Below are 20175 nucleotides of genomic sequence, written 5' to 3'. Positions count from 1 at the left end.
AATAGTGGTGTCAATATTGGTATCAACCGTTGTCGCTGGAGACACATTGCCCGCGGTATCGGTGGCTGTGGCTGTAACCTGACTGCCTTCGTGTAAATCAGTGGTTGGAGTGAAGCTGAACTTACCGTCCGTGCCCACCACTGTATGACCCAAGGCATTTGTGCCATCGGTGAAGGTAATGGTCGAGCCAGGCTCACCCGTGCCCTGCAAGGTCGGCGTCAAGTCATTGCTTGGAGTTATTGGATCAATAATAGGCGTACTTACACTGTTATCAATAGTCACTAATACCGACGTTGGCGTATCAGTCGCACTCGTCGCAGATGGCGCAGTAGCGTGTCCTGAAATGTGATATTGAGTGCCATCAACACTGCCTGTCAGGCTATGCAATGCTGTATCAAAATGACCGTCTTTGTCGGAAGTGGTACGACCAACCTCATTCCCGTGCTCATCAGTAAAGGTCACTACCGAGAACGGAACATGCGTACTGCCTTCTATTATTGGGCTCGCGATATTGGTAATGCCATCGGTATGGTCAGCACCGCTATCGGTTGCATCAGTCAGCTGCATGCCCGTGATACTGTTAGTTTCAGGTGTCACTAGAGTCGCAACTGGCGGCTGTGTATCTAACAGTTGTGGCGGTGTTAGCACGCTTGGCGTTAATACCGCAGGATCGCCATCCTTACTCGGTGCAGTCACCGTCACTTGTGGGTCGAACTCTAAATATTTAGTCGATACTGCGCCGTGATTATCAATGGTGCTGACCGTAAAGACGTCTTGACCATGATACACACCATTGCTATCTACCGTCATACCCGCAACGGAAGCTGCTGGCGTGTAAGTGTACTTACCCGTTGCCGTGTTAAGTACCAACTCACCAAAGTTACCCTGCTCGGTATCGGTTGGGTTACTAGAGGCTATATCCCCTATGGCATAGGTGTGCGTATCATTAGTATCTACATCTGTATTATCCAAAGTACCTTGAGTATGAGATGCCTTATTTTCAGAGAAAGTGAGTACTGGTGCGTCGTTAGTACCTGTTACTTTAATAATCAAATTCTGAGGTTGACTTTCGCCACTCTGTTTATCTGTAGCAACTACAGGTACGATCAACGTTTCATGCTCGCCTACCGCAAGATGGTCGAAACTCGCATCTGTTGGATCAAGATGGTAAGTACCATCGCTATCTAGCGTAAATCCAGCGTGTTTAAACGTGGTGGCATATGTTGCTGTATCACCATGATCAATATCAGTTGACGTGATTTGACCTGAAATCGCCGCATCACCTTCGTTCACCGTCTGTGACGTAATGTGGCTAACTACTGGTTTATCATTAGTGCCATCAACACGAATAATCAGGTTCTGTGGTTGACTTTGACCTTTATTATTGTCAGTCGCAATAACTGGCACAATCAACGTTTCGTGCTCACCTACCGCAAGATGGTCAAAATTCGCATCTGTTGGATCAAGGTGATAAGTACCATCGCTATCTAGAGTAAATCCAGCGTGTTTAAAGGTAGTGCTGTACGTTGCCGTATCACCATGATCGATATCTGTTGAAGTGATTTGACCTGAAATCGCAGAATCACCTTCATTCACTACTTGGGAAGTAATGTGGCTAACCACTGGCTTATCGTTAGTACCATCAACACGAATGATCAGGTTCTGTGGCTGACTTTGACCACCGTTATTATCGGTCGCAATAACCGGAATAATTAAGGTCGCGTGCTCACCTACCGCTAAGTGCTCAAAGCTCGCATCCGTCGGATCTAAATGATAAGTCCCATCACTGTCTAAGCTAAATCCAGCGTGTTTAAACGTGGTGGCATATGTTGCCGTATCACCATGATCAATATCAGTTGAAGTGATTTGACCGGAAATCGCAGCATCACCTTCATTCACCGTCTGTGACGTAATGTGACTGACCACTGGTTTATCATTAGTGCCTTCAATGCGGATAATCAAGTTCTGTGGCTGGCTTTGTCCGCCGTGATTGTCTGTTGCTACAACTGGTACTATTAACGTTGAATGTTCACCTACAGCAAGGTGGTCAAAAGACTTATCGGTTGGATCTATTGTGTATGTGCCATCACTGTTAAACACAAAACCTGCATGCTGATATTGAGTGGCGTATGTAACAGTATCTCCACGATCAATATCTGTTGCTATAACAGTGCCATGAATAAGCGGTTGGCCTTCATTTGCTGTAATCGAAGCAATGTGGTTGATCACTGGAGCATCATTCGTGCCCTGCACTGTCACTTGAACAGTTTCCGTAGTGCTCAAACCTTTTTCGTCCGTTACCGTGACCAACATACTGTCTGTATGAGTTTCGCCTTCGGCCAGATCTTGATGATGTGCGTTGTCGAGCGTGTAGTGCCATTTACCTGATGTCGCATCTAAGGTAAATGAACCATAGTGTCCTTGAATACTGTCTGGCGTATAAGTTAATACCGCTCCATGATCAACGTCCGTAGCGGTAACTTGGCCTTGTGCTGAAAGTTGGCTATCTTCTTTGGTCGTTTCATGTTGAGCCTGACTGGTAATAACCGGGGCGTCATCTGTACCTTTGATGGTTACTACGATGTCTTGATGAGAAGAAGCGCCAGCGGCATTAGTAATAGTGACGTGCAAGGTTTCCGTATGAGTCTCACCTTGAGCAAGATCTTGATGATGACGGTTATCTAATGTATAGCTCCATTCTCCCGTGTTTTTGTCTAAGCTAAATTCACCATATTTCCCATGTACGTTATCAGGAGAGAACGTTAATGCCGTGCCCTGCTGTGCGCTATGGCTATCAACGGTGCCATGAGTGACTAACGCAGCATCTTCAACAACGGTACCCGCAGAAGGAAGTCCGACAACTGGTGGCGTCAAATTCGAACTATCTTGATGTGCAAAACCGCTATGTGAAGTGACCGTTGGTGTAGGGGTCGCGGCATAATGTCCATAGGAATGGCCCAATACTCCCGCAACAGGGATGATTGGCGTTATATGTCCATAATGACTGGTATGGTGATAATGATGACTGCCGGTATTTTCTGTGTGATGTTGAGGTTCAAATTCGTCCGCTACGGTCGGAGTAGTCGCCTGTGTCGTCGGTTGCGGATGAACAGTATGCTGCCCTTTCGTTTCAGTCGCAGCATAAGGTGATTCATTGTTTGCCGATCCCTGCACAACATGATGCGTAATTTCTGAGTCAACTCCTTTATCACCCGTCGTTTCAGAATAATGATAAGAAGGAAGAATCAAAACATTTGCGCTATTACTAGGAATATAACTTTGAGACAGAACAAACCGACGTACTTTTCTTGTGCGTTTCGCTTTATTTTGCTTATTCGATACTTCAGTAACTTTGTTGTTCTTATTTAAATCAACCATTCACTCTACCGTCATTATTCGCTATACGATTAAAATCGTTGCTATGTCACAAAATCACACATGAATACTACTTTTTAGGTAGATTTAGAGTAATATTGCCCATCTGAAAAACTCGTCTAATCAACTAGAATTTTGCACTCTATATAAAATATTAGTGCAAAAACAAATACACCTAGTTCATGATCCTTCACTGTATAACAAACACTTACAACATTCAGCTTCTATTTTCACAAACTAACTTTACTTAGTGCATTCTCCCTTGCATCCATGTTATTGAATGATCTGAAGAAAATTTGTTGTATCTATTGATTTACAATTAGAGTAGTCGATCTTTTCGGTAAGAGTAATACCTTGGTATTATCAAGTTCAGAACAAAGGAAAGGGCAAGAGAATACCCTTCAATTCTGATAAGTAATGAAGATTGCCGATAGGACATCTTCATTACTTTTAATGTTCAGCAAACGTCACTATTTATCGGCTTTTCCTGCTGGCCCGGCTAATTTTGCAAGCCATCGGTCAACAATCAGTGGTGAGCGGTCGTCATCTTCGGCTCCCTCTTTACGTCGAACTGCATCTCGCACCATCATAGCGCCCATCCAACGTATTGGCTCAGGTGGGAAATGACCTCTAGGGCCGCCCGTCAAAGCACAATTTGCATACTCATTTTCAATCCCTAATGCCAAGGCAGACAAGATTTTGCCACCGATACGAGTCTGAGCTACACCATTGCCGGAATAACCTAAACCATAAAAAATATTCGACTGATTTTTGATGTTGCCAAAGAATGGAAAACCCGTTGTTGAGCGATCAGAGCCGCCTGTCCAATTAAACTCAATCTGTTCGCGACCTAAGTTAGGAAACAGTCGGTCAAAAGCGCCTTGTAACAGCTCAAAATAATGGCTTTGGCAATTAAACATCGGCTCAACTTGGTTATTAAAAGAGAAACGGTTGCCCCCTTTGCCAAGCATCAAACGTCCATCTACGGTATCTCGGTAGTAATGTACAAAAATTCTAGAATCTACAACCGTAACCCCGTCCGAAAGGCCCGACTGCGCAAGCTTATTGCCCAAAGGTTTCGTGATCACCATGTCAGATGACACCACCACTATGCTGTTTTTGAACTGCTTAAATTTGTCCACCATCCAAGCATTTAGCGCTAACACAACTTTACCTGCTTTTACTGAGCCTTCATGGGTATATACCGTCGCAGGTTCACCATATTCGATGCGTGTCATTTCGCTATTTTCATAGATTTCAACGCCTAACGACAGTGCCACGCTGCGAAGTCCTCTTGCCAATAATGCTGGCTGAACACTGCCGGCTGCTTGCGAGAAGTGCCCTTCTATATTACGAGCAGAGCCCGTGTTTTGATTGAGTTGCTCGGTGGAGACTTTCTGCCAGCTATTAAGGTCTTCTTTATCGAGTTTTTCTAATGTCGAATCTAGCGCGCCACATTGCGCTGAGTTTGTGGCAGTGTAATAAGTACCGTGTCTTCTAAGACCTGCGTCTATGCCATGCTCTTTACAAAACGCTTCAATCTCAAAAATCACTTGCTCAGACTCTAAGACCAAAAACTTTGCTTGCTCTTCACCAAACATCTTACACATTGAAGAATATTTAGCCGCCCAAGTCAGCATACAACCGCCATTGACGCCAGATGCACCTGCACCACAAAAACTCTTCTCTAGTACCACAACTTTGGTTTGTGGTGACTGTTGCTTAATAAGAATCGATGTCCAAAGTCCGGTGTATCCGCCGCCAACAATGCAAACATCTGCGTCAATATCTTGATGCAGAGAGTCAGATTCTTGCCAATCAGGTTGTTGCTTTGCTTCAGTAATCCAAAAACATGGGTGTGTTTCTACAGACATGTTGTACCTACATTTGAGTAATTTTCAGTCGAATCGCCTTGGTATAGGCGTAAAAAAGGCTTCCGTGTGGAAGCCTACGGGTCTTTAAAAGCCAGCGATTATTTCAACAATATTAATCCACTAGCTTAGATGCCGACTCAATGCAGATAGCATCATGTCGCCAATATTCCAAATCACAATCAATCAAACCAGCGTGATTATCATAGTTAAGACGTTGCACTAACATCGCGGGCGTTCCCGCTGTGGCTCTGAGTTTTTGTGCCACGTTGCCAAACAATGAGGTTGTACTCACCCGATAACGGATCTCTGAGTAACGTACGCCAAACTGCTCACGATAAATATCAGTCAAAGACGATGATAAATCGCAGTCGAGTAAGGTTGGTGTTAGCGCCGGTATCACATAGTTCTTCACAAACATAACCGGACGCTGCTCTAAATAACGCACACGCTCTACCTGAAATACATCAGAAAATGCTGGTAAACCTAGCAATGCTGACACATGTTTATCTGCCAGCATGCTTTTGGCACTGATCAATTCCGTCAATGGCTCTCGGTTTTGTAATTTCGCCATATCGGCAAAATTGAGCGCAAGCGTTGGGTCATAGCGCAATGGCGCTGGAGAAATAAACCAACCTCGACGATCTTCTCTGTATATTCGGCCCTCAGCTTCAAGCAGAGATAAAGCCTCGCGCAACGTCACGCGAGTCGTATCAAATAGCTCAGCAAGCTTTCGCTCAGCGGGCAATTTTTGTCTTGGGCTAAGTTGTCCTGACTCAATTTGTTCTACGATAACGTCTTTAATTTTTACGTACTGCACTGATTTTCCTTTTATCGTTTTCGCCAGGCTTGTGTTTTCTTTCCTAGTAACTTATCCAAGCCAATATGTACTAGCTTTGCCACTGCGGCTGAAATCATGATCATTACTGCCATTGCCGCCGCTGCGCCAGTTTGGCCGGTATCGTCCATATTTAACACTGAAACAGACGCTGGGATGGTGTCGGTAGAGTATAAGAACACTACCGCCGAGGTCGTGGTTAAAGCGTTGATAAATAAGTATATCGCAATATCTAATACCGCAGGTAAACAAACTGGAAGTGTCACCTTAAAAAACAATTTATATTGCGGTAATTTAACCGATGCCGCGGTTGATTCAATTTCAGCAGGGATTTGTTTCAATGCTGTAATCGCGGTCATATGCCCAACGGTATAATAGTGAACCACCGTATTCACCACCAAAAATGCCATGGTGCCATACAAAAAGTTTAATGGGTTATTCGCATCATTAAAGTAAAAGATGTAGCCCAAGCCCAGCACCATTCCTGGTACGGCCATAGGAATAACACTGACCATTTGCATTGCTTGGCGTAAAGGAGCAAAACCGCGTCCTTTTTCAATGCAATAAGCACCGATGAAGATAATCACCGTACCAATAATTGCAGCCCAACCTGCCAAAGTAAGAGAGTTGTAATAAGGGTTCCAGCCATAAGTGCTCAGTTCGCTAAAGTTATAATTACTTAAAGTCAGCGCCTTATTCCACGGCCAGAAAGTGACTAAAGAGCCATACACCGCCATTCCCAAAACAGCCAACACAGCAATACTGATGGTGATGCAATACAGCAAACACAGTCCGTCACGTAGCGCATGAGGCTTTGGTTCGTAGGCGACAGAGCGCGTATCAAATAAGTTCTTTTGTTTCTTTTGCACCCAGCGATCCACCGTGAACGCAAATACCGCAGGCAGTAGCAGCAAAATACTAGTTACGGCACCCATAGCAAAATTTTGCTGACCAACAACTTGTTTGAAGATATCAGTTGCCAATACGTTATAGCTACCGCCAATCACTTTCGGCACACCAAAATCACACACCACCAGTGTAAAGACCACAATTAAGGTACTAATGACGCCATATTTTGCTGCAGGCAAAGTGACGATAAAAAAGGTTTTTAATGGTGAAGTTTTTAACGCTCGGCTTGCTTCATATAAACGTGCATCCGAGGTGCGCAAAGAGGTAATTAATATCATCAAGGCATGCGGGAAAGTCCAAAACACTAACCCCATGGTAATACCAATCAAACCGTAAACGGACGAACCGCCTAACCACTCTTTCAATACACCTTGGTTGCCAAACAAGAAGATAAGACTAATTGCAGGCAGTAGTGACGGCGCTAAAATAGGCGCCATACCTAGCACTTGAAAAAAGGTCTTAAACGGCAAGCAAGAGCGAGTGATGGCAAACGCATAACCAAAAGCTAACACTCCAACAATCACGGTCACCAACAGCCCAACTGTTAAAGTGTTGGTCAGTGAGTACCACAAACTAGGTGATGAAAAGTAAGTGATGAAGTTGGATAACCCAACAAAGTCACCATTTGAGTTTTGTACACTTTTGGTCAGCATTGCCCACAATGGCATAGCGACAAATAGCATCATGAACAATGACAGCAATGCCAAAATAACTAACAGCATTACGTTGTCACGGCTCATTTTACTCAGCCAAAACGTCCATATATTCGGACTAGGAACAGAGTTCTGATTCAAAATCGTCTCCTCGTTGACACTTACCACTGCGGTTTTCATATTATGCAACCTCTCGGATAACTGCGCTTGGTAGCGGGTAAGCATGCATATGCTTGGTCACTAGTTCGATGCGACGCTCTTGATCCAGTTGTAAATTCAACTTACGAGCTTCACGAACCGGAACATCTACAGCAATTAATGGCAATTCTGGATGCCCTTTTAAGCGACAATCAACGCGAACATAAGCGCCTTGAAACTCAATGATTTCAATCGTGACTGCTAAAGTGTTGTATTCAGATTCAGTAAAGAACAGGCTTTCAGGGCGCAGAGCGAGTTCAAATTCCTGCCCTAAGTCTTGTTGCATGTATCGTGCACATTCCACATTGATGATGTGCTCATGCACCTTAATTTGTGTGTCATTTAATCGCTGTGCGTGCAAAAAGTTCATGCTTCCCACAAACTGCGCCACAAAGCGAGTTTTCGGGTTTTCATAAATGTCTTGCGGCGTCCCCACTTGCTCAATCACGCCATGGTTCATAACCACAATTCTGTCGGCCATAGACAGAGCTTCTTCTTGGTCGTGAGTCACCATGATAGTGGTTATGCCTAGCTTGCGTTGCAGCTGACAAATCTCTTCACGTAGGTGAGTACGCACTTTCGCATCTAGCGCCGATAAAGGCTCATCAAGTAGTAGCATTCCTGGAGATAACGCCAATGCACGAGCCAGAGCAACACGCTGCTGCTGACCACCAGAAAGTTGATTTGGGTATTTTGTATTTGAAGTTGGCAGTGCGATGGTTTCAAGCCATTGTGAAACCGTTTCTTTAGCTTGTGCCTTTGAAGCACCTTGGTTTCTAAGCCCAATCGCAATGTTCTCTTCCACCGTTAAGTTTGGAAACAAAGCATAAGACTGAAACACGATCCCAAAGTCACGTTTTTCTGGGGGTAAAAAAGTAATGTCTTTGCTGGCTTGTTCTATTTGACCATAAGTCGGCAAATCCAATCCTGCAATAGCTCGTAGCAGAGTTGTTTTGCCACAGCCTGAAGGGCCCAAAAAGCAAACAAACTCGCCTTTATCGATCGTTAGCGATATATCATTTAAAGCCGTGAACTGGCCAAACTGCTTCACTACGTTATTGATTTTCAAATAGTTTTGGTTGATTTTCATAACACTCTCCAAATGGTATATACCAATAATAGAGTGTGACTATGACAATGAGATTACACCTGTGTTAGAGAATAATGACAAACATAAGTAGTGTTGAAATTTGCAAGACAGATGAAGAAAGATAGGGAAATTTACAATGTAAATTGTTCGTCACAACTAGCAGGCAACGGTGAATTAATAAACAAAAACACCCAGATTCAATTAGCGGTTTGAACCTGAGTGTTTCATTTACAGTCTTTCTAAAATGATTGCACCTACCGCCGTTTATTCAGCGACAGGCCCAACTAAAAAGTCTTACTTCGCTTCTGATTTACCATCAAACTTGTCAGACCAAGTTTTTAGTACATCAGCGCGCTCACTGCCCATGCGAGCAAAGTCCATTTTCGCCATCTTCTGTTGTACATTAGGGAAGTTAGCAACTACAGCTTTCACGTCTTTGTGTCCTACCACTGGGTACATTTCAACGTACAGCTCATTCGCTTCTTTTGAAATAGACCAATCCACTACGCGCTGCGCCGCTTTTGAGTCTTTTACTAGACCAACTGCTTCAGATTCCCAACCGATACCAGCAGGAGTAATCACATCCAATGGTGCGCCTTGAGTCTTTAATTTAGCGCCGCGACTTGCCATGGAAATACCGATAGCCACTTCACCCATACCTGCTTGCACACAAGGCTTAGAGCCAGAGTGCGTATAGTGTGTGATGTTGCTGTGTAGGTTTTGCATGTAAGCCCAACCTTTGTCATCACCCATATTTTGTAGCCATGCTGATACTTGCATGTAACCAGTACCCGAAGAAGCTGGGTTAGGCATGGCAATGTGGCCTTGGTAGACAGGTTTAGTCAAATCTTCCCATGAAGTTGGCTTAGGTAGGTTTTGTTGTTTCGCTACGATTTCATTGAAGCAAATCGCGTTGAAGAATGCATCGTTACCGTACCAAGCTTGAGACGATTGCGGGTCATTAAGTTCAGCATGTAGCTTATCTAGGCCCTGTGGCGTATACGACTTTAAAATACCTTCTTCTTTAAGCAGTGCCATAGATGAACCAGCAAGGCCCCATACGACTTCTGCTTGTGGGTTCTTCTTTTCTGCCAATAACTTAGCCGTCATGATGCCCGTAGAGTCACGAACCCAATTAATTTTGATATCAGGGTTAGACTTTTCAAATGCATTCTTATACTTCGCCAGAATATCTGTTTCAAATGCAGTGTAAACCGTCACTTCAGTTGCGGCCAATACGTTGGTTGACAACATCGCGATCATTGTTGCCAATGAGCCTTTAATAAAACGCTTGTTCATCTCTCTTCCCTTATTAAAATATAATTTGGTCTGCACCAGTAAATTTAGCGTTAGATTAAGCACCAAAGATGACGAATCAATGAACAAACAATGGCAGTTTTACGATAAACCGCTGAATAAACCGTCGAATTTGACGCTAATATGAAACTTTCGTTAAATACTGCAAAGTAACTTGCAGGTATGAATGGTCATGCTAAAGTGCTGAAAAACCAATGGTATACTCCAAGATTACATGGACAATAAAGAGCAACGAATGACATCAAATGCACTACTACAGTCACAAGGAAAAGGTTCTGCTTTAGTGAGCGCGGTAAACCTTGAACTATGCAGCTTTCTACTTGGTGGATGTTCGTTTGTAATGATGCTTGTTTGCAATAAAGACGAGACTTGCTCACCGATTTCAGCTTTATGCTAAGTCGTCACTTTTCCGTGATTAGCAAGGAAATGGCTCTGACAAAAATGTACCTAGGGTAGTTATCTAGAAGATTCATGCATTAATTAAGTATTCGCTAACAGAACTAAAACAAATTCAATAATACTATATCTGTTAAGTTTCCCCTCTAAATACAATAAGTTTGGACACCCCCTCTTGCTTAAATAAAACAACCAACTATTCAACCTCTTATCTAAAATAGAAAATCAGCCTACTCCTCATATCAACAGATAGCCACCACAACAAACTTACCTCAACAAAAACAATAACTTACATTAACCACAGATAATATAGAGCTATTAGACATCTATATTTCCACAGCTATTCACTTAATTTACCCTTAGATCATAATATAAATCAAAAAGATCATTTAAATAAAGAAAATGAAATATTACTGCAATGAATTTTGTTTACCTTAAGTCCCGTGCATTATTAATGGCGCGAATAATATAAGTAACATTTATAATCTAGTATGAACTTACTCCATTCCCATTTAATAAATTTCGAGTGGAGTAACCGTTACTCTTGGATATAGAAACATCTTAGTGAATGAATTTGTTTAGATTAATCTAAAGAACTGAAGGGACATATTGTTGTAATGAAGCTTAACTCTTTTGCCCGTTATTAATGCACAACCAAAGGCAACTCATAGCAGAAGAATTTTAAATGTTGCCTCGTTATCCAGTGTATTCGTTAAAAATTTATACATTCATCATATAAAACACCACAGTGTACATTAATAAAAGAAAGTACAACGAAGTGTTATTTTCAATAAAACTTAGGACAATATAATGAAAACCGTAAAATCTTTTCAACGTAAACTTGCTACTTCAATTCTACTTCCTGTATTAGGCTTTAGCAGCCTAGCTTCTGCGGCAATTGATAACAGCTCACTAAACCCAACCGAATTCAGAGAGCACGTGGCAACTTACGGCTTAGTATACCGCTTACCGGATGCTGTTAACGAAACATTGAACAAATCTGTTGTCCCTCTAGTGGACAAAAAACTGGTAGAGCTAAAGCTAACCGAAGAGCAAAAAACAAAGAATATCCCACACATCACTGTTGTGCATATTCACAGCGCAGATCCAAGCACTCCTGAAAAAATGCTAGAAGTGCTACCAACACCACCTAAGCCACTAACAGTTACTCTTCAAGATTTCACCATCACTGAAGCAGCAAAAGGCGCTGGCCACCCATGGTGGGTTGACCTTGGTGTTAACAAGCAAGGTAAAGGCTACAACGAGATGATGGATTACAACACAGTAGCTACTGCTGCCCTAGCACCACTGCGTGACGGTCCACTACCACGTGTTACTGGTCCAGTTTATGCAAACATGAGCGATGCGGGTAAAAAATTGGTTAGAAACGTAGGTGTAAGCGGTGTGAACGTTTCTGAGAACGGTAAAACGTTAGCAGTACATAACCCACACAACACATTGGTATACAGCATGACTCGCCTAACGCCAGCTCTACAAGCTAGCCTGGATGACTTAGCTGTAGATCTAAACAAAGCTCAGCCTGAAGGTATTAAAGCTGAATTTAAAGACATTTCTATCGTACAACTTGGCTTTGCAGGTAACGTATTTAAAGAAATCTACCGCATCGACCTAGCGAACGGCAAAGTAACTGACATGCGTAAATAAGTCTAAAGGATTCCCTTTAGAATAATTAGTATCAACAGATAAAAACAAGAGTGCATAATTAATAAGCTTACTTGTTAATTAAAATGCATGATATGAAAATTGATTAGGCCTAGTTGAATAATGACTAGGCCTTTTTTGTTTTCTTTTCGCTGGGAAGTATTGTAATCCATATATTAAATAATGTTTAATATTAAGTAGGGTGACATCCAATTAGTAATAATGATCTCTTACTCACAGCTATTTATAGTATAGAAACTACAACCAGAGTATCGTCTTTTATAGTAATTAACCTATAACCATTAATACCATCAGAATAGTTTGCCGGTTTATTTATAAAACCGTTATCTTCCTATAATTAAACTATTGTGAACTTCTGAGTATATAAATCTCGGAATGTAATACATGGGGTTGAAGAACGGCAATACATCGAACTCTGTCGCTTAATTTTCAGCACCAACGCCTAACCTAAAGTTCGACTCATTAACTTATACGACATTTAATCCCGAATTTAACTCTGAAGTGAGGTTTAATCGAATGCTTGGATCGCACAGAAAACTGTTAAAGCGTTTAGCAAAATAATCGATATTGGTGAGTGCTATAAACCGAAGTTCTAAGCATGTTTGCAGAAGTAGCCAAGCAAGAATGCTGAGAAGTAATCACAGCTAATGTTTTATTTACCCAGTTATATCAAATAATCCACGCATAAAAAAACACCCAGCTCCAATAATCATATTGAATCTGGGTGTTGCATTTGCAGCCTTTGTAGAACAACTGCACTTAGCGCTATTTATTCAGCGGCAAACCCAACTAAAAAATCTTACTTCGCTTCTGATTTACCATCAAACTTATCAGACCAAGTTTTTAGGACATCAGCGCGCTCACTGCCCATGCGAGCAAAGTCCATTTTCGCCATCTTCTGTTGTACGTTAGGGAAGTTAGCAACTACAGCTTTCACGTCTTTGTGTCCTACCACTGGGTACATTTCAACGTACAGCTCATTCGCTTCTTTTGAAATAGACCAATCCACTACGCGCTGCGCCGCTTTTGAGTCTTTTACTAGACCAACTGCTTCAGATTCCCAACCGATGCCAGCAGGAGTAATCACATCCAATGGTGCGCCTTGAGTCTTTAATTTAGCGCCGCGACTTGCCATGGAAATACCGATAGCAACTTCACCCATACCCGCTTGCACACAAGGCTTAGAGCCAGAGTGCGTGTAGTGTGCGATGTTGCTGTGTAGGTTTTGCATGTAAGCCCAACCTTTGTCATCACCCATGTTTTGTAGCCATGCTGATACTTGCATGTAACCAGTACCCGAAGAAGCTGGGTTAGGCATGGCAATGTGGCCTTGGTAGACAGGTTTAGTCAAATCTTCCCATGACGTTGGCTTAGGCAGGTTTTGTTGTTTCGCTACGATTTCATTGAAGCAAATCGCGTTAAAGAATGCATCGTTACCGTACCAAGCTTGAGACGATTGAGGGTCATTAAGTTCAGCGTGCAGCTTATCTAGGCCCTGTGGCGTGTACGACTTTAAAATGCCTTCTTCTTTAAGCAGTGCCATAGATGAACCTGCAAGGCCCCATACTACTTCTGCTTGTGGGTTCTTCTTTTCTGCCAATAACTTAGCCGTCATGATGCCCGTAGAGTCACGAACCCAATTAATTTTGATATCAGGGTTAGACTTTTCAAATGCATTCTTATACTTCGCCAGAATATCTGTTTCAAATGCAGTGTAAACCGTCACTTCAGTTGCGGCCAATACGTTGGTTGACAACATCGCGATCATTGTTGCCAATGAGCCTTTAATAAAACGCTTGTTCATCTCTCTTCCCTTATTAAAATATAATTTGGTCTGCACCAGTAAATTTAGCGTTAGATTAAGCACCAAAGATGACGAATCAATGAACAAACAATGGCAGTTTTACGATAATTCGTCGTAATAACGAACAAATCACCGCTTTACATGAAACTTTTATGAATTAATCAAAACAGACTTGCGAGTAGGTTTCGACGTGTTAAAGTAAAAACAAAGCAATGGTATAGTCCAAAATGAAATGAAAAACGAATATCTACTACTTACTCCAGGTCCACTGTCAACCTCAGAATCAGTACGTTCAGCAATGCTCAAAGATTGGTGTACTTGGGATGATGACTACAATAAAGACGTTGTAGAGGTAATCCGCCGCAAACTGGTTAAATTAGCCACCTCGCGCATTGGTTATACGAGTGTATTGATGCAAGGGAGCGGCACTGCATCAGTCGAAGCGACTATCGGTTCAGCGATTCCGAAAAACGGAAAGCTATTTGTTATTGATAACGGCGCATATGGCGCACGCATCTCACAAATTGCCGAATATTTGCATATTGATCAGCATGTGATGAGCTCAAGTGAAACCACTTTTCCTTCTATTGAGCAAGTAGAACAAATTTTCATTAACGACCCTGATATCACTCACTTTGCTATCGTACATTGTGAAACCACCACTGGGATGTTAAATCCGGTACAAGAGCTTGTGGCACTGGCAAAACGTTACAACAAAGTGGTCATTATGGACGCTATGTCCAGCTTTGGCGGAATTGAAATGGATATCGGCGACATGGATATCGATTTTATGATCAGCTCTGCCAATAAATGCATTCAAGGCGTACCCGGCTTTGGCTTTGTCATTGCTAAACAATCCCAATTAGAACTGTGCCAAGGTCAAGCTCGCTCGCTGAGCTTAGACTTATATGATCAGTGGCAATGCATGCAAGAGAACCATGGTAAGTGGCGCTTTACCTCTCCGACACACACAGTCCGCGCATTCTATCAAGCACTGCTTGAACTAGAAGAGGAAGGCGGAGTTTCCGCTAGAGCCCATCGCTACGCCACCAATCAGCAAATTTTGGTGCAAGGTATGCGTCAATTAGGGTTTCAGCCTTTGCTCGATGAGCCTTTGCATTCGCCGATTATTACTTCATTTTACTCACCCTCGCACAGTGAGTATCAATTTAAAGAGTTTTACGACCGCCTTAAAGCGCAAGGGTTTGTAATTTACCCAGGCAAAGTGTCAAACGCAGATTGTTTCCGCATTGGCAATATTGGTGACGTCTTTCCTGATGATATTCATCGACTCATTAACGCCGTAGCTAAAGCAATGTATTGGAACTGATCATGACGACGTTTACTGATGCGCCATCCTCGCATTTTAGAAGTGAGGGAGATATCAATACCACAGATGCCCGTGAGCAGTGGAATAGAGGTTTACAACACGCACGCACCGATGAATTACTGGCACGTGACAGCCAAGTATTTCTGCATCAGGCCATGTCGACGCCTTGTTTGGATGCATTAGTTGGCGCGAAAGGCATCTATATTGAAGATGCGCAAGGCAAGCAATATATGGACTTTCATGGTAATAATGTTCATCAATTAGGTCATGGTCATCCAGCGGTGATTGATGCTATTCAAACGCAGCTACAACAACTGCCATTTGCCCCGCGACGCTTCACCCACTCGACGGCTATTGAGTGCGCGGAAAAACTGACCCAAATTTGTGGTGGAAACCTAGACCGAGTGCTGTTTGCTCCCGGTGGCACCTCCGTCATTGGTATGGCGTTGAAACTTGCCCGTCACGTAACTAAAAACTACAAAGTGGTTTCGCTATGGGATTCTTTTCATGGCGCTTCATTAGACGCGATTTCGGTTGGCGGAGAAGCCTGCTTTAGAGAAGGCATGGGGCCTTTAATGGCGGGCGTTGAACGCATTCCACCAGCGGTAAGTTATCGCGGCGCACTGCCCTCGCCTGACGGCAGTGATGTGCACTATGCAGACTACCTTGAATATGTGATTGAAAAAGAAGGCGGCGTAGGCGCTTTTATCGCTGAAGCGGTGCGCAATACCGACGTACAAGTACCCAGCAAGGCGTATTGGAAGCGCGTCAGAGAAATCTGTGACAAATACAACGTGATGCTGATTATCGATGATATCCCCAATGGTATGGGCCGCTGTGGCGAATGGTTTACCTACCAAGCGTACGACATTGAACCGGATATTTTATGTATCGGGAAAGGCTTTGGCGGCGGCGTTGTACCTATTGCCGCTATGGTCACTCAAGATAAGTACAACACGGCAGCTAAGGTCTCTTTAGGGCACTACACCCATGAGAAAAGCCCTCTGGGATGTGCCGCGGCGCTTGCCACTATCAATGAAATTGAGCAACAAGCCCTACTACCAAAAGTGCGTCAAGATGCGCAATTTATGCAGCGCGAACTAGAAAGAATGCAACAAACCTATGCTCTAATTGGCGATGTGCGAGGCATCGGCCTGTTATGGGGCGTTGAACTAGTGTGTGACCCTATCACCAAACAAAGAGCCTTTGATGAGGCTGAAGCGGTGCTTTACCAATGCCTCAATAATGGTTTGAGCTTCAAAGTATCACAAGGCAATGTTATTCAACTGAGCCCGCCTTTAATCATTACTCGAGAACAACTTACCGAAGCGTTAACCCTCTTCGAAAATGCCATTAAAAAAGTATCTAAGGACTTTAACTATGTCTAATTCAACTGTTCAAGCTGTCATCTTCGATTGGGCGGGAACCATTGTCGATTTTGGCTCATTTGCCCCTACCAGTATTTTTGTTGAAGCGTTCAAGCGTGAATTCGATTTCGAATTATCTCTTGATGAAGCCAGAGAGCCAATGGGTCTAGGTAAGTGGGATCATATCCAAGCTGTTGGGCGCATTCCATCGGTTAAGCTACGTTGGATTGAACGTTTTGGCAGTGCCATGTGTAGCGAAGATATTGATCGCATCTACCAAACCTTTATGCCACTGCAAAAAGCGAAAGTTGCCGATCATGCAGAGCCTATTCCTCATGCGTTAGAAGTTGTCAACGCATTGAAACAAAAAGGTATTAAGATTGGTTCGTGTTCGGGTTACCCTCGACAAGTGATGGATATACTGGTCAATTCAGCCAAAGATTATGGTTATCATCCTGATTGCGTGATCGCTACTGATGATTTACCACAAGGCGGACGCCCTGCTCCATTTATGGCACTGCAAAACGTCATTGAACTGGGCGTTACTGATGTGCGTCAATGCATTAAAGTCGATGATGCCGCGCCGGGGATCGACGAAGGCAATAACGCCGGTATGTGGACAGTAGGACTGCTACTTTCTGGTAATGAAGCAGGTCTTACTTTAGAGCAATACCTTAATGCAAATGAAGAAACTCTTGCTCTAGCTCGCCAAAAAGCCAAAGTTAAGCTTGAAAAAAGTCAGCCTCACTATCTGATTGATACTATTGCAGACTTTCCAGAAGTTGTCGCTGACATCGAGCGCCGACTAGCCGCTGGCGAACGCCCTTAAATTAGTAAGCACAAATAAGGCGTCCGCTGCTGCGCGCGACGCCTTCTCCCCCCGAAGACCTCATTTTTAAAAAAGGATACACAGTGACTCAGTCTCTATACGTTTTTGATCTAGACGATACACTTATCGATGGAGACAGCGCTATGCTCTGGCATCAATATCTAGTCGAACATGCCATCATTCAAGACCCTGATTTTTTAGCCGAAGACCAAAGATTGATGAGCTTATATGCCAAAGGCAAACTGGATATGCAGCAATATTTAGATTTTGCCACTGCGCCACTGACCAAGATCAAACACGCTGATCTGGCTGTGCTCGCCGATAACTTTACTCAGCAATGCATTGCGCCTTTGGTTTTTCCACAGGCCAAAGATCTGCTGGATAATTTACAGCAGTCAAACACGACTGTGGTGCTTATCTCAGCCACCGTTGATTATCTGGTGCAAGCGATTGCCAAAATGCTAGGTATAAAGCACGCCTACGGCATTCAACTGGAAAGCAATCATTCTTACCTGCAAAGCCAAATTAAAGGCATTGCGACTTATCGCGAAGGGAAAGTCACCTGCTTAGAGCAATGGCTAGAACTGCATCCTAGCTATAAAGAGCATCACATCGTGTTTTATTCCGATTCTATTAACGATAAACCCATGTGTTTACGTGCCGATAGCACATTTGTGGTCAACCCTTGCCCACAACTTGCCGTAGCCGCGCACATCAACGGCTGGCCAGCACTAAACTGGGCTCTATAAGGCAATGCATGCTTGCTTCACCTAGATAGTTCCACTAGCATGGAATTATTATCAGGAGAGAAGCATGCAACTAGAATACGTCGCCAAAGCACTAAAAGAACTTGGTCATCCCACACGTCTCAGTATTTATAAATTGACGGTAAAAGCCGGTCATCAAGGTGTGCCTGTTGGCGATATTCAGCAACAATTGAATATCCCTAGCTCTACGCTCTCTCATCATATTTCCAACTTATCTTCTGCCGGATTGCTTTCTCAAAGACGTGAAGGTCGCACCTTATTTTGCATTGCTCAGTACGAAAACCTGCAACAGGTTATCGATTTCCTACAAGACGAATGCTGTCTAGACGAATATTGCCTCAGCGAATCAAAATAAAATTTCACTATAATTCAATGCATTACCTTATATTTCGACTTTTGTAGAAATAAACACTTGTAATAGCGACTCATATTTCTATAATTCCAATTTTATCGAAATATAGAGAGCAACACCATGAACAACCAATTATTAAGCATGGCGCAAGAAGCAGGACACATGTTCCTATTTTTGGCCGCAGAACTGACCCTTTTATTTCTTGCCATTAGTTATTTGGTAGGAGTACTACAAGAATTCATTACACCGCAAAAGATCCAATCGATCCTGAGCTCAAAAAATGGACGAGGATACTTTGTTGCCGCTCTTTTAGGCTCGATAACGCCGTTTTGTTCTTGCTCAACCATTCCCTTCTTAAAAGGTTTACTAAGAGCTCGCGCAGGGTTTGGGCCTATGATGGTATTTCTATTCGCCAGCCCGTTACTCAACCCCGTCATTATTGGCTTATTTGTGGTCACCTTTGGCTTTAAAGTGGCGATATTTTATTTTGCCATTGCTATGTTAGTGTCCGTGGTATCAGGGTATGTACTGGAAAAGTTGGGTTTTGAAAAGTATGTACGCCAAGAAGCTTACCAAGCAGACAGTGCGCAAACCTCTTGCTCTGCAACAAATACCTGTGCTGAGAGCAGTAGTGAAAGTTGTGGTGAATCTAATGTACCTAATGAACCTAATAAATCAAAGATAGCGAGTACTTCTTGCTGTACTTCAGGCACGGCAAATGCCGATAAAACACAACAACCAGAACCAACACTGCAATTAAACACCAACTGTGATGGTACGGTTTCACTACAAAAAACAGAGCCAAGCCGCTGGGTTCGTATTTGGGCATCCACTTGGAAAGACTTTAAGCAAGTACTTCCTTACCTTTTGGTCGGTATTTTGATTGGTTCATTCATTTATGGCTTCATCCCAACCGACCTAATTGCAAAATACGCCGGTGACAAAGTGTGGTACGCCATTCCTATTGCCGCCATTATTGGTATTCCCCTTTATATTCGCGCAGAAGCCGTGATTCCTTTAAGTGCGGCATTGGTGCAAAAAGGCATGGCACTAGGGTCAGTAATGGCATTAATTATTGGCAGTGCAGGCGCAAGTTTAACCGAGGTTATTTTGCTTAAATCTATATTTAAGAACCCATTAATTGCGGCCTTTTTAGTGGTGATTTTAGGAATGGCAATGGGCGCAGGTTATCTATATAACTTCATGTTTTAAATGAGTTTAGTCTGCTTGGTGTGACCGTCAGTAGCTGACTACACCAAGCTATATATGCAAGATTACCGTATACAAAGTTACTGCATTCAAGATTACCGCATATAAAACAGGAGGAATAGATAAAAACCTATGGTTTAACGCTTTGTGTCTGTAGGATAGTTCACTCTATTAAAGACTCATTCTA

General features: G+C 43.0%; 14 protein-coding genes. 7 read left to right on the top strand and 7 right to left on the bottom strand.

The features are described from left to right. The 6 genes from VEZ01S_RS10225 to VEZ01S_RS10200 form a co-directional block, all read right to left on the bottom strand. Positions 1–3378 (bottom strand): VCBS domain-containing protein (locus VEZ01S_RS10225; RefSeq protein WP_021713969.1); only part of this gene is annotated, 3378 nt, incomplete at its 3' end. A 467-nt stretch (positions 3379–3845) separates the two neighbouring features. Next, positions 3846–5249 (bottom strand): FAD-dependent oxidoreductase, encoded by a 1404-nt coding sequence (locus tag VEZ01S_RS10220; RefSeq protein WP_021713968.1) that lies wholly within the window; start codon positions 5247–5249, stop codon positions 3846–3848. A gap of 112 nt (positions 5250–5361) precedes the next feature. Continuing rightward, a complete protein-coding gene (gene phnR, locus VEZ01S_RS10215) occupies positions 5362–6066 on the bottom strand; it encodes a phosphonate utilization transcriptional regulator PhnR (protein ID WP_021713967.1) in 705 nt (234 codons plus the stop codon). 11 nt (positions 6067–6077) lie between these two features. Next, on the bottom strand, positions 6078–7790 hold the full coding sequence (locus tag VEZ01S_RS10210) for a putative 2-aminoethylphosphonate ABC transporter permease subunit (protein WP_040890696.1): 1713 nt from the start codon (positions 7788–7790) through the stop codon (positions 6078–6080). Between the two features lie 37 nt (positions 7791–7827). After that, positions 7828–8934 (bottom strand): putative 2-aminoethylphosphonate ABC transporter ATP-binding protein, encoded by a 1107-nt coding sequence (locus VEZ01S_RS10205; protein WP_021713965.1) that lies wholly within the window; start codon positions 8932–8934, stop codon positions 7828–7830. 294 nt (positions 8935–9228) lie between these two features. Continuing rightward, entirely contained in the window at positions 9229–10233 is a 1005-nt protein-coding gene (locus VEZ01S_RS10200) for a putative 2-aminoethylphosphonate ABC transporter substrate-binding protein (protein ID WP_021713964.1), read from the bottom strand. Positions 10234–11457: 1224 nt separating this feature from the next. On the opposite strand from VEZ01S_RS10200, the gene VEZ01S_RS10195 reads away from it, so the two are divergent. Further along, positions 11458–12312 (top strand): hypothetical protein, encoded by an 855-nt coding sequence (locus VEZ01S_RS10195; RefSeq protein WP_021713963.1) that lies wholly within the window; start codon positions 11458–11460, stop codon positions 12310–12312. 817 nt (positions 12313–13129) lie between these two features. Here VEZ01S_RS10195 and VEZ01S_RS10190 read toward each other — a convergent pair. Continuing rightward, complete coding sequence (locus VEZ01S_RS10190) at positions 13130–14134, bottom strand: putative 2-aminoethylphosphonate ABC transporter substrate-binding protein (RefSeq protein WP_021713962.1); 1005 nt, start codon at positions 14132–14134, stop codon at positions 13130–13132. A 232-nt stretch (positions 14135–14366) separates the two neighbouring features. Between VEZ01S_RS10190 and phnW the strand changes: the two genes are divergently transcribed. The 6 genes from phnW (at position 14367) to VEZ01S_RS10160 (ending at position 19991) form a co-directional block, all read left to right on the top strand. Next, positions 14367–15464, top strand: a complete 1098-nt coding sequence (gene phnW, locus VEZ01S_RS10185; RefSeq protein ID WP_021713961.1) for a 2-aminoethylphosphonate--pyruvate transaminase — start codon at positions 14367–14369, stop codon at positions 15462–15464. A gap of 2 nt (positions 15465–15466) precedes the next feature. Continuing rightward, entirely contained in the window at positions 15467–16852 is a 1386-nt protein-coding gene (locus tag VEZ01S_RS10180) for an aspartate aminotransferase family protein (RefSeq protein ID WP_021713960.1), read from the top strand. Next, positions 16845–17660 (top strand): phosphonoacetaldehyde hydrolase, encoded by an 816-nt coding sequence (phnX, locus tag VEZ01S_RS10175; RefSeq protein WP_021713959.1) that lies wholly within the window; start codon positions 16845–16847, stop codon positions 17658–17660. The genes VEZ01S_RS10180 and phnX overlap by 8 nt, the downstream gene beginning before the upstream one ends. An 83-nt stretch (positions 17661–17743) precedes the next feature. Then, positions 17744–18409, top strand: a complete 666-nt coding sequence (locus VEZ01S_RS10170; RefSeq protein WP_021713958.1) for an HAD family hydrolase — start codon at positions 17744–17746, stop codon at positions 18407–18409. Between the two features lie 64 nt (positions 18410–18473). Beyond that, entirely contained in the window at positions 18474–18782 is a 309-nt protein-coding gene (locus tag VEZ01S_RS10165) for an ArsR/SmtB family transcription factor (RefSeq protein WP_021713957.1), read from the top strand. 117 nt (positions 18783–18899) lie between these two features. Beyond that, the gene (locus tag VEZ01S_RS10160) at positions 18900–19991 is read left to right on the top strand and encodes a permease (RefSeq protein ID WP_021713956.1); all 1092 of its coding nucleotides are present in this window, start codon (positions 18900–18902) and stop codon (positions 19989–19991) included. The last annotated feature ends 184 nt before the right edge of the window (positions 19992–20175 follow it).

Source organism: Vibrio ezurae NBRC 102218 (genome assembly GCF_000467185.1).
Lineage (GTDB): Bacteria > Pseudomonadota > Gammaproteobacteria > Enterobacterales > Vibrionaceae > Vibrio > Vibrio ezurae.
Note: the sequence above shows the minus strand (reverse complement) of the source record. Positions and strands in the feature narration are given on the sequence as shown.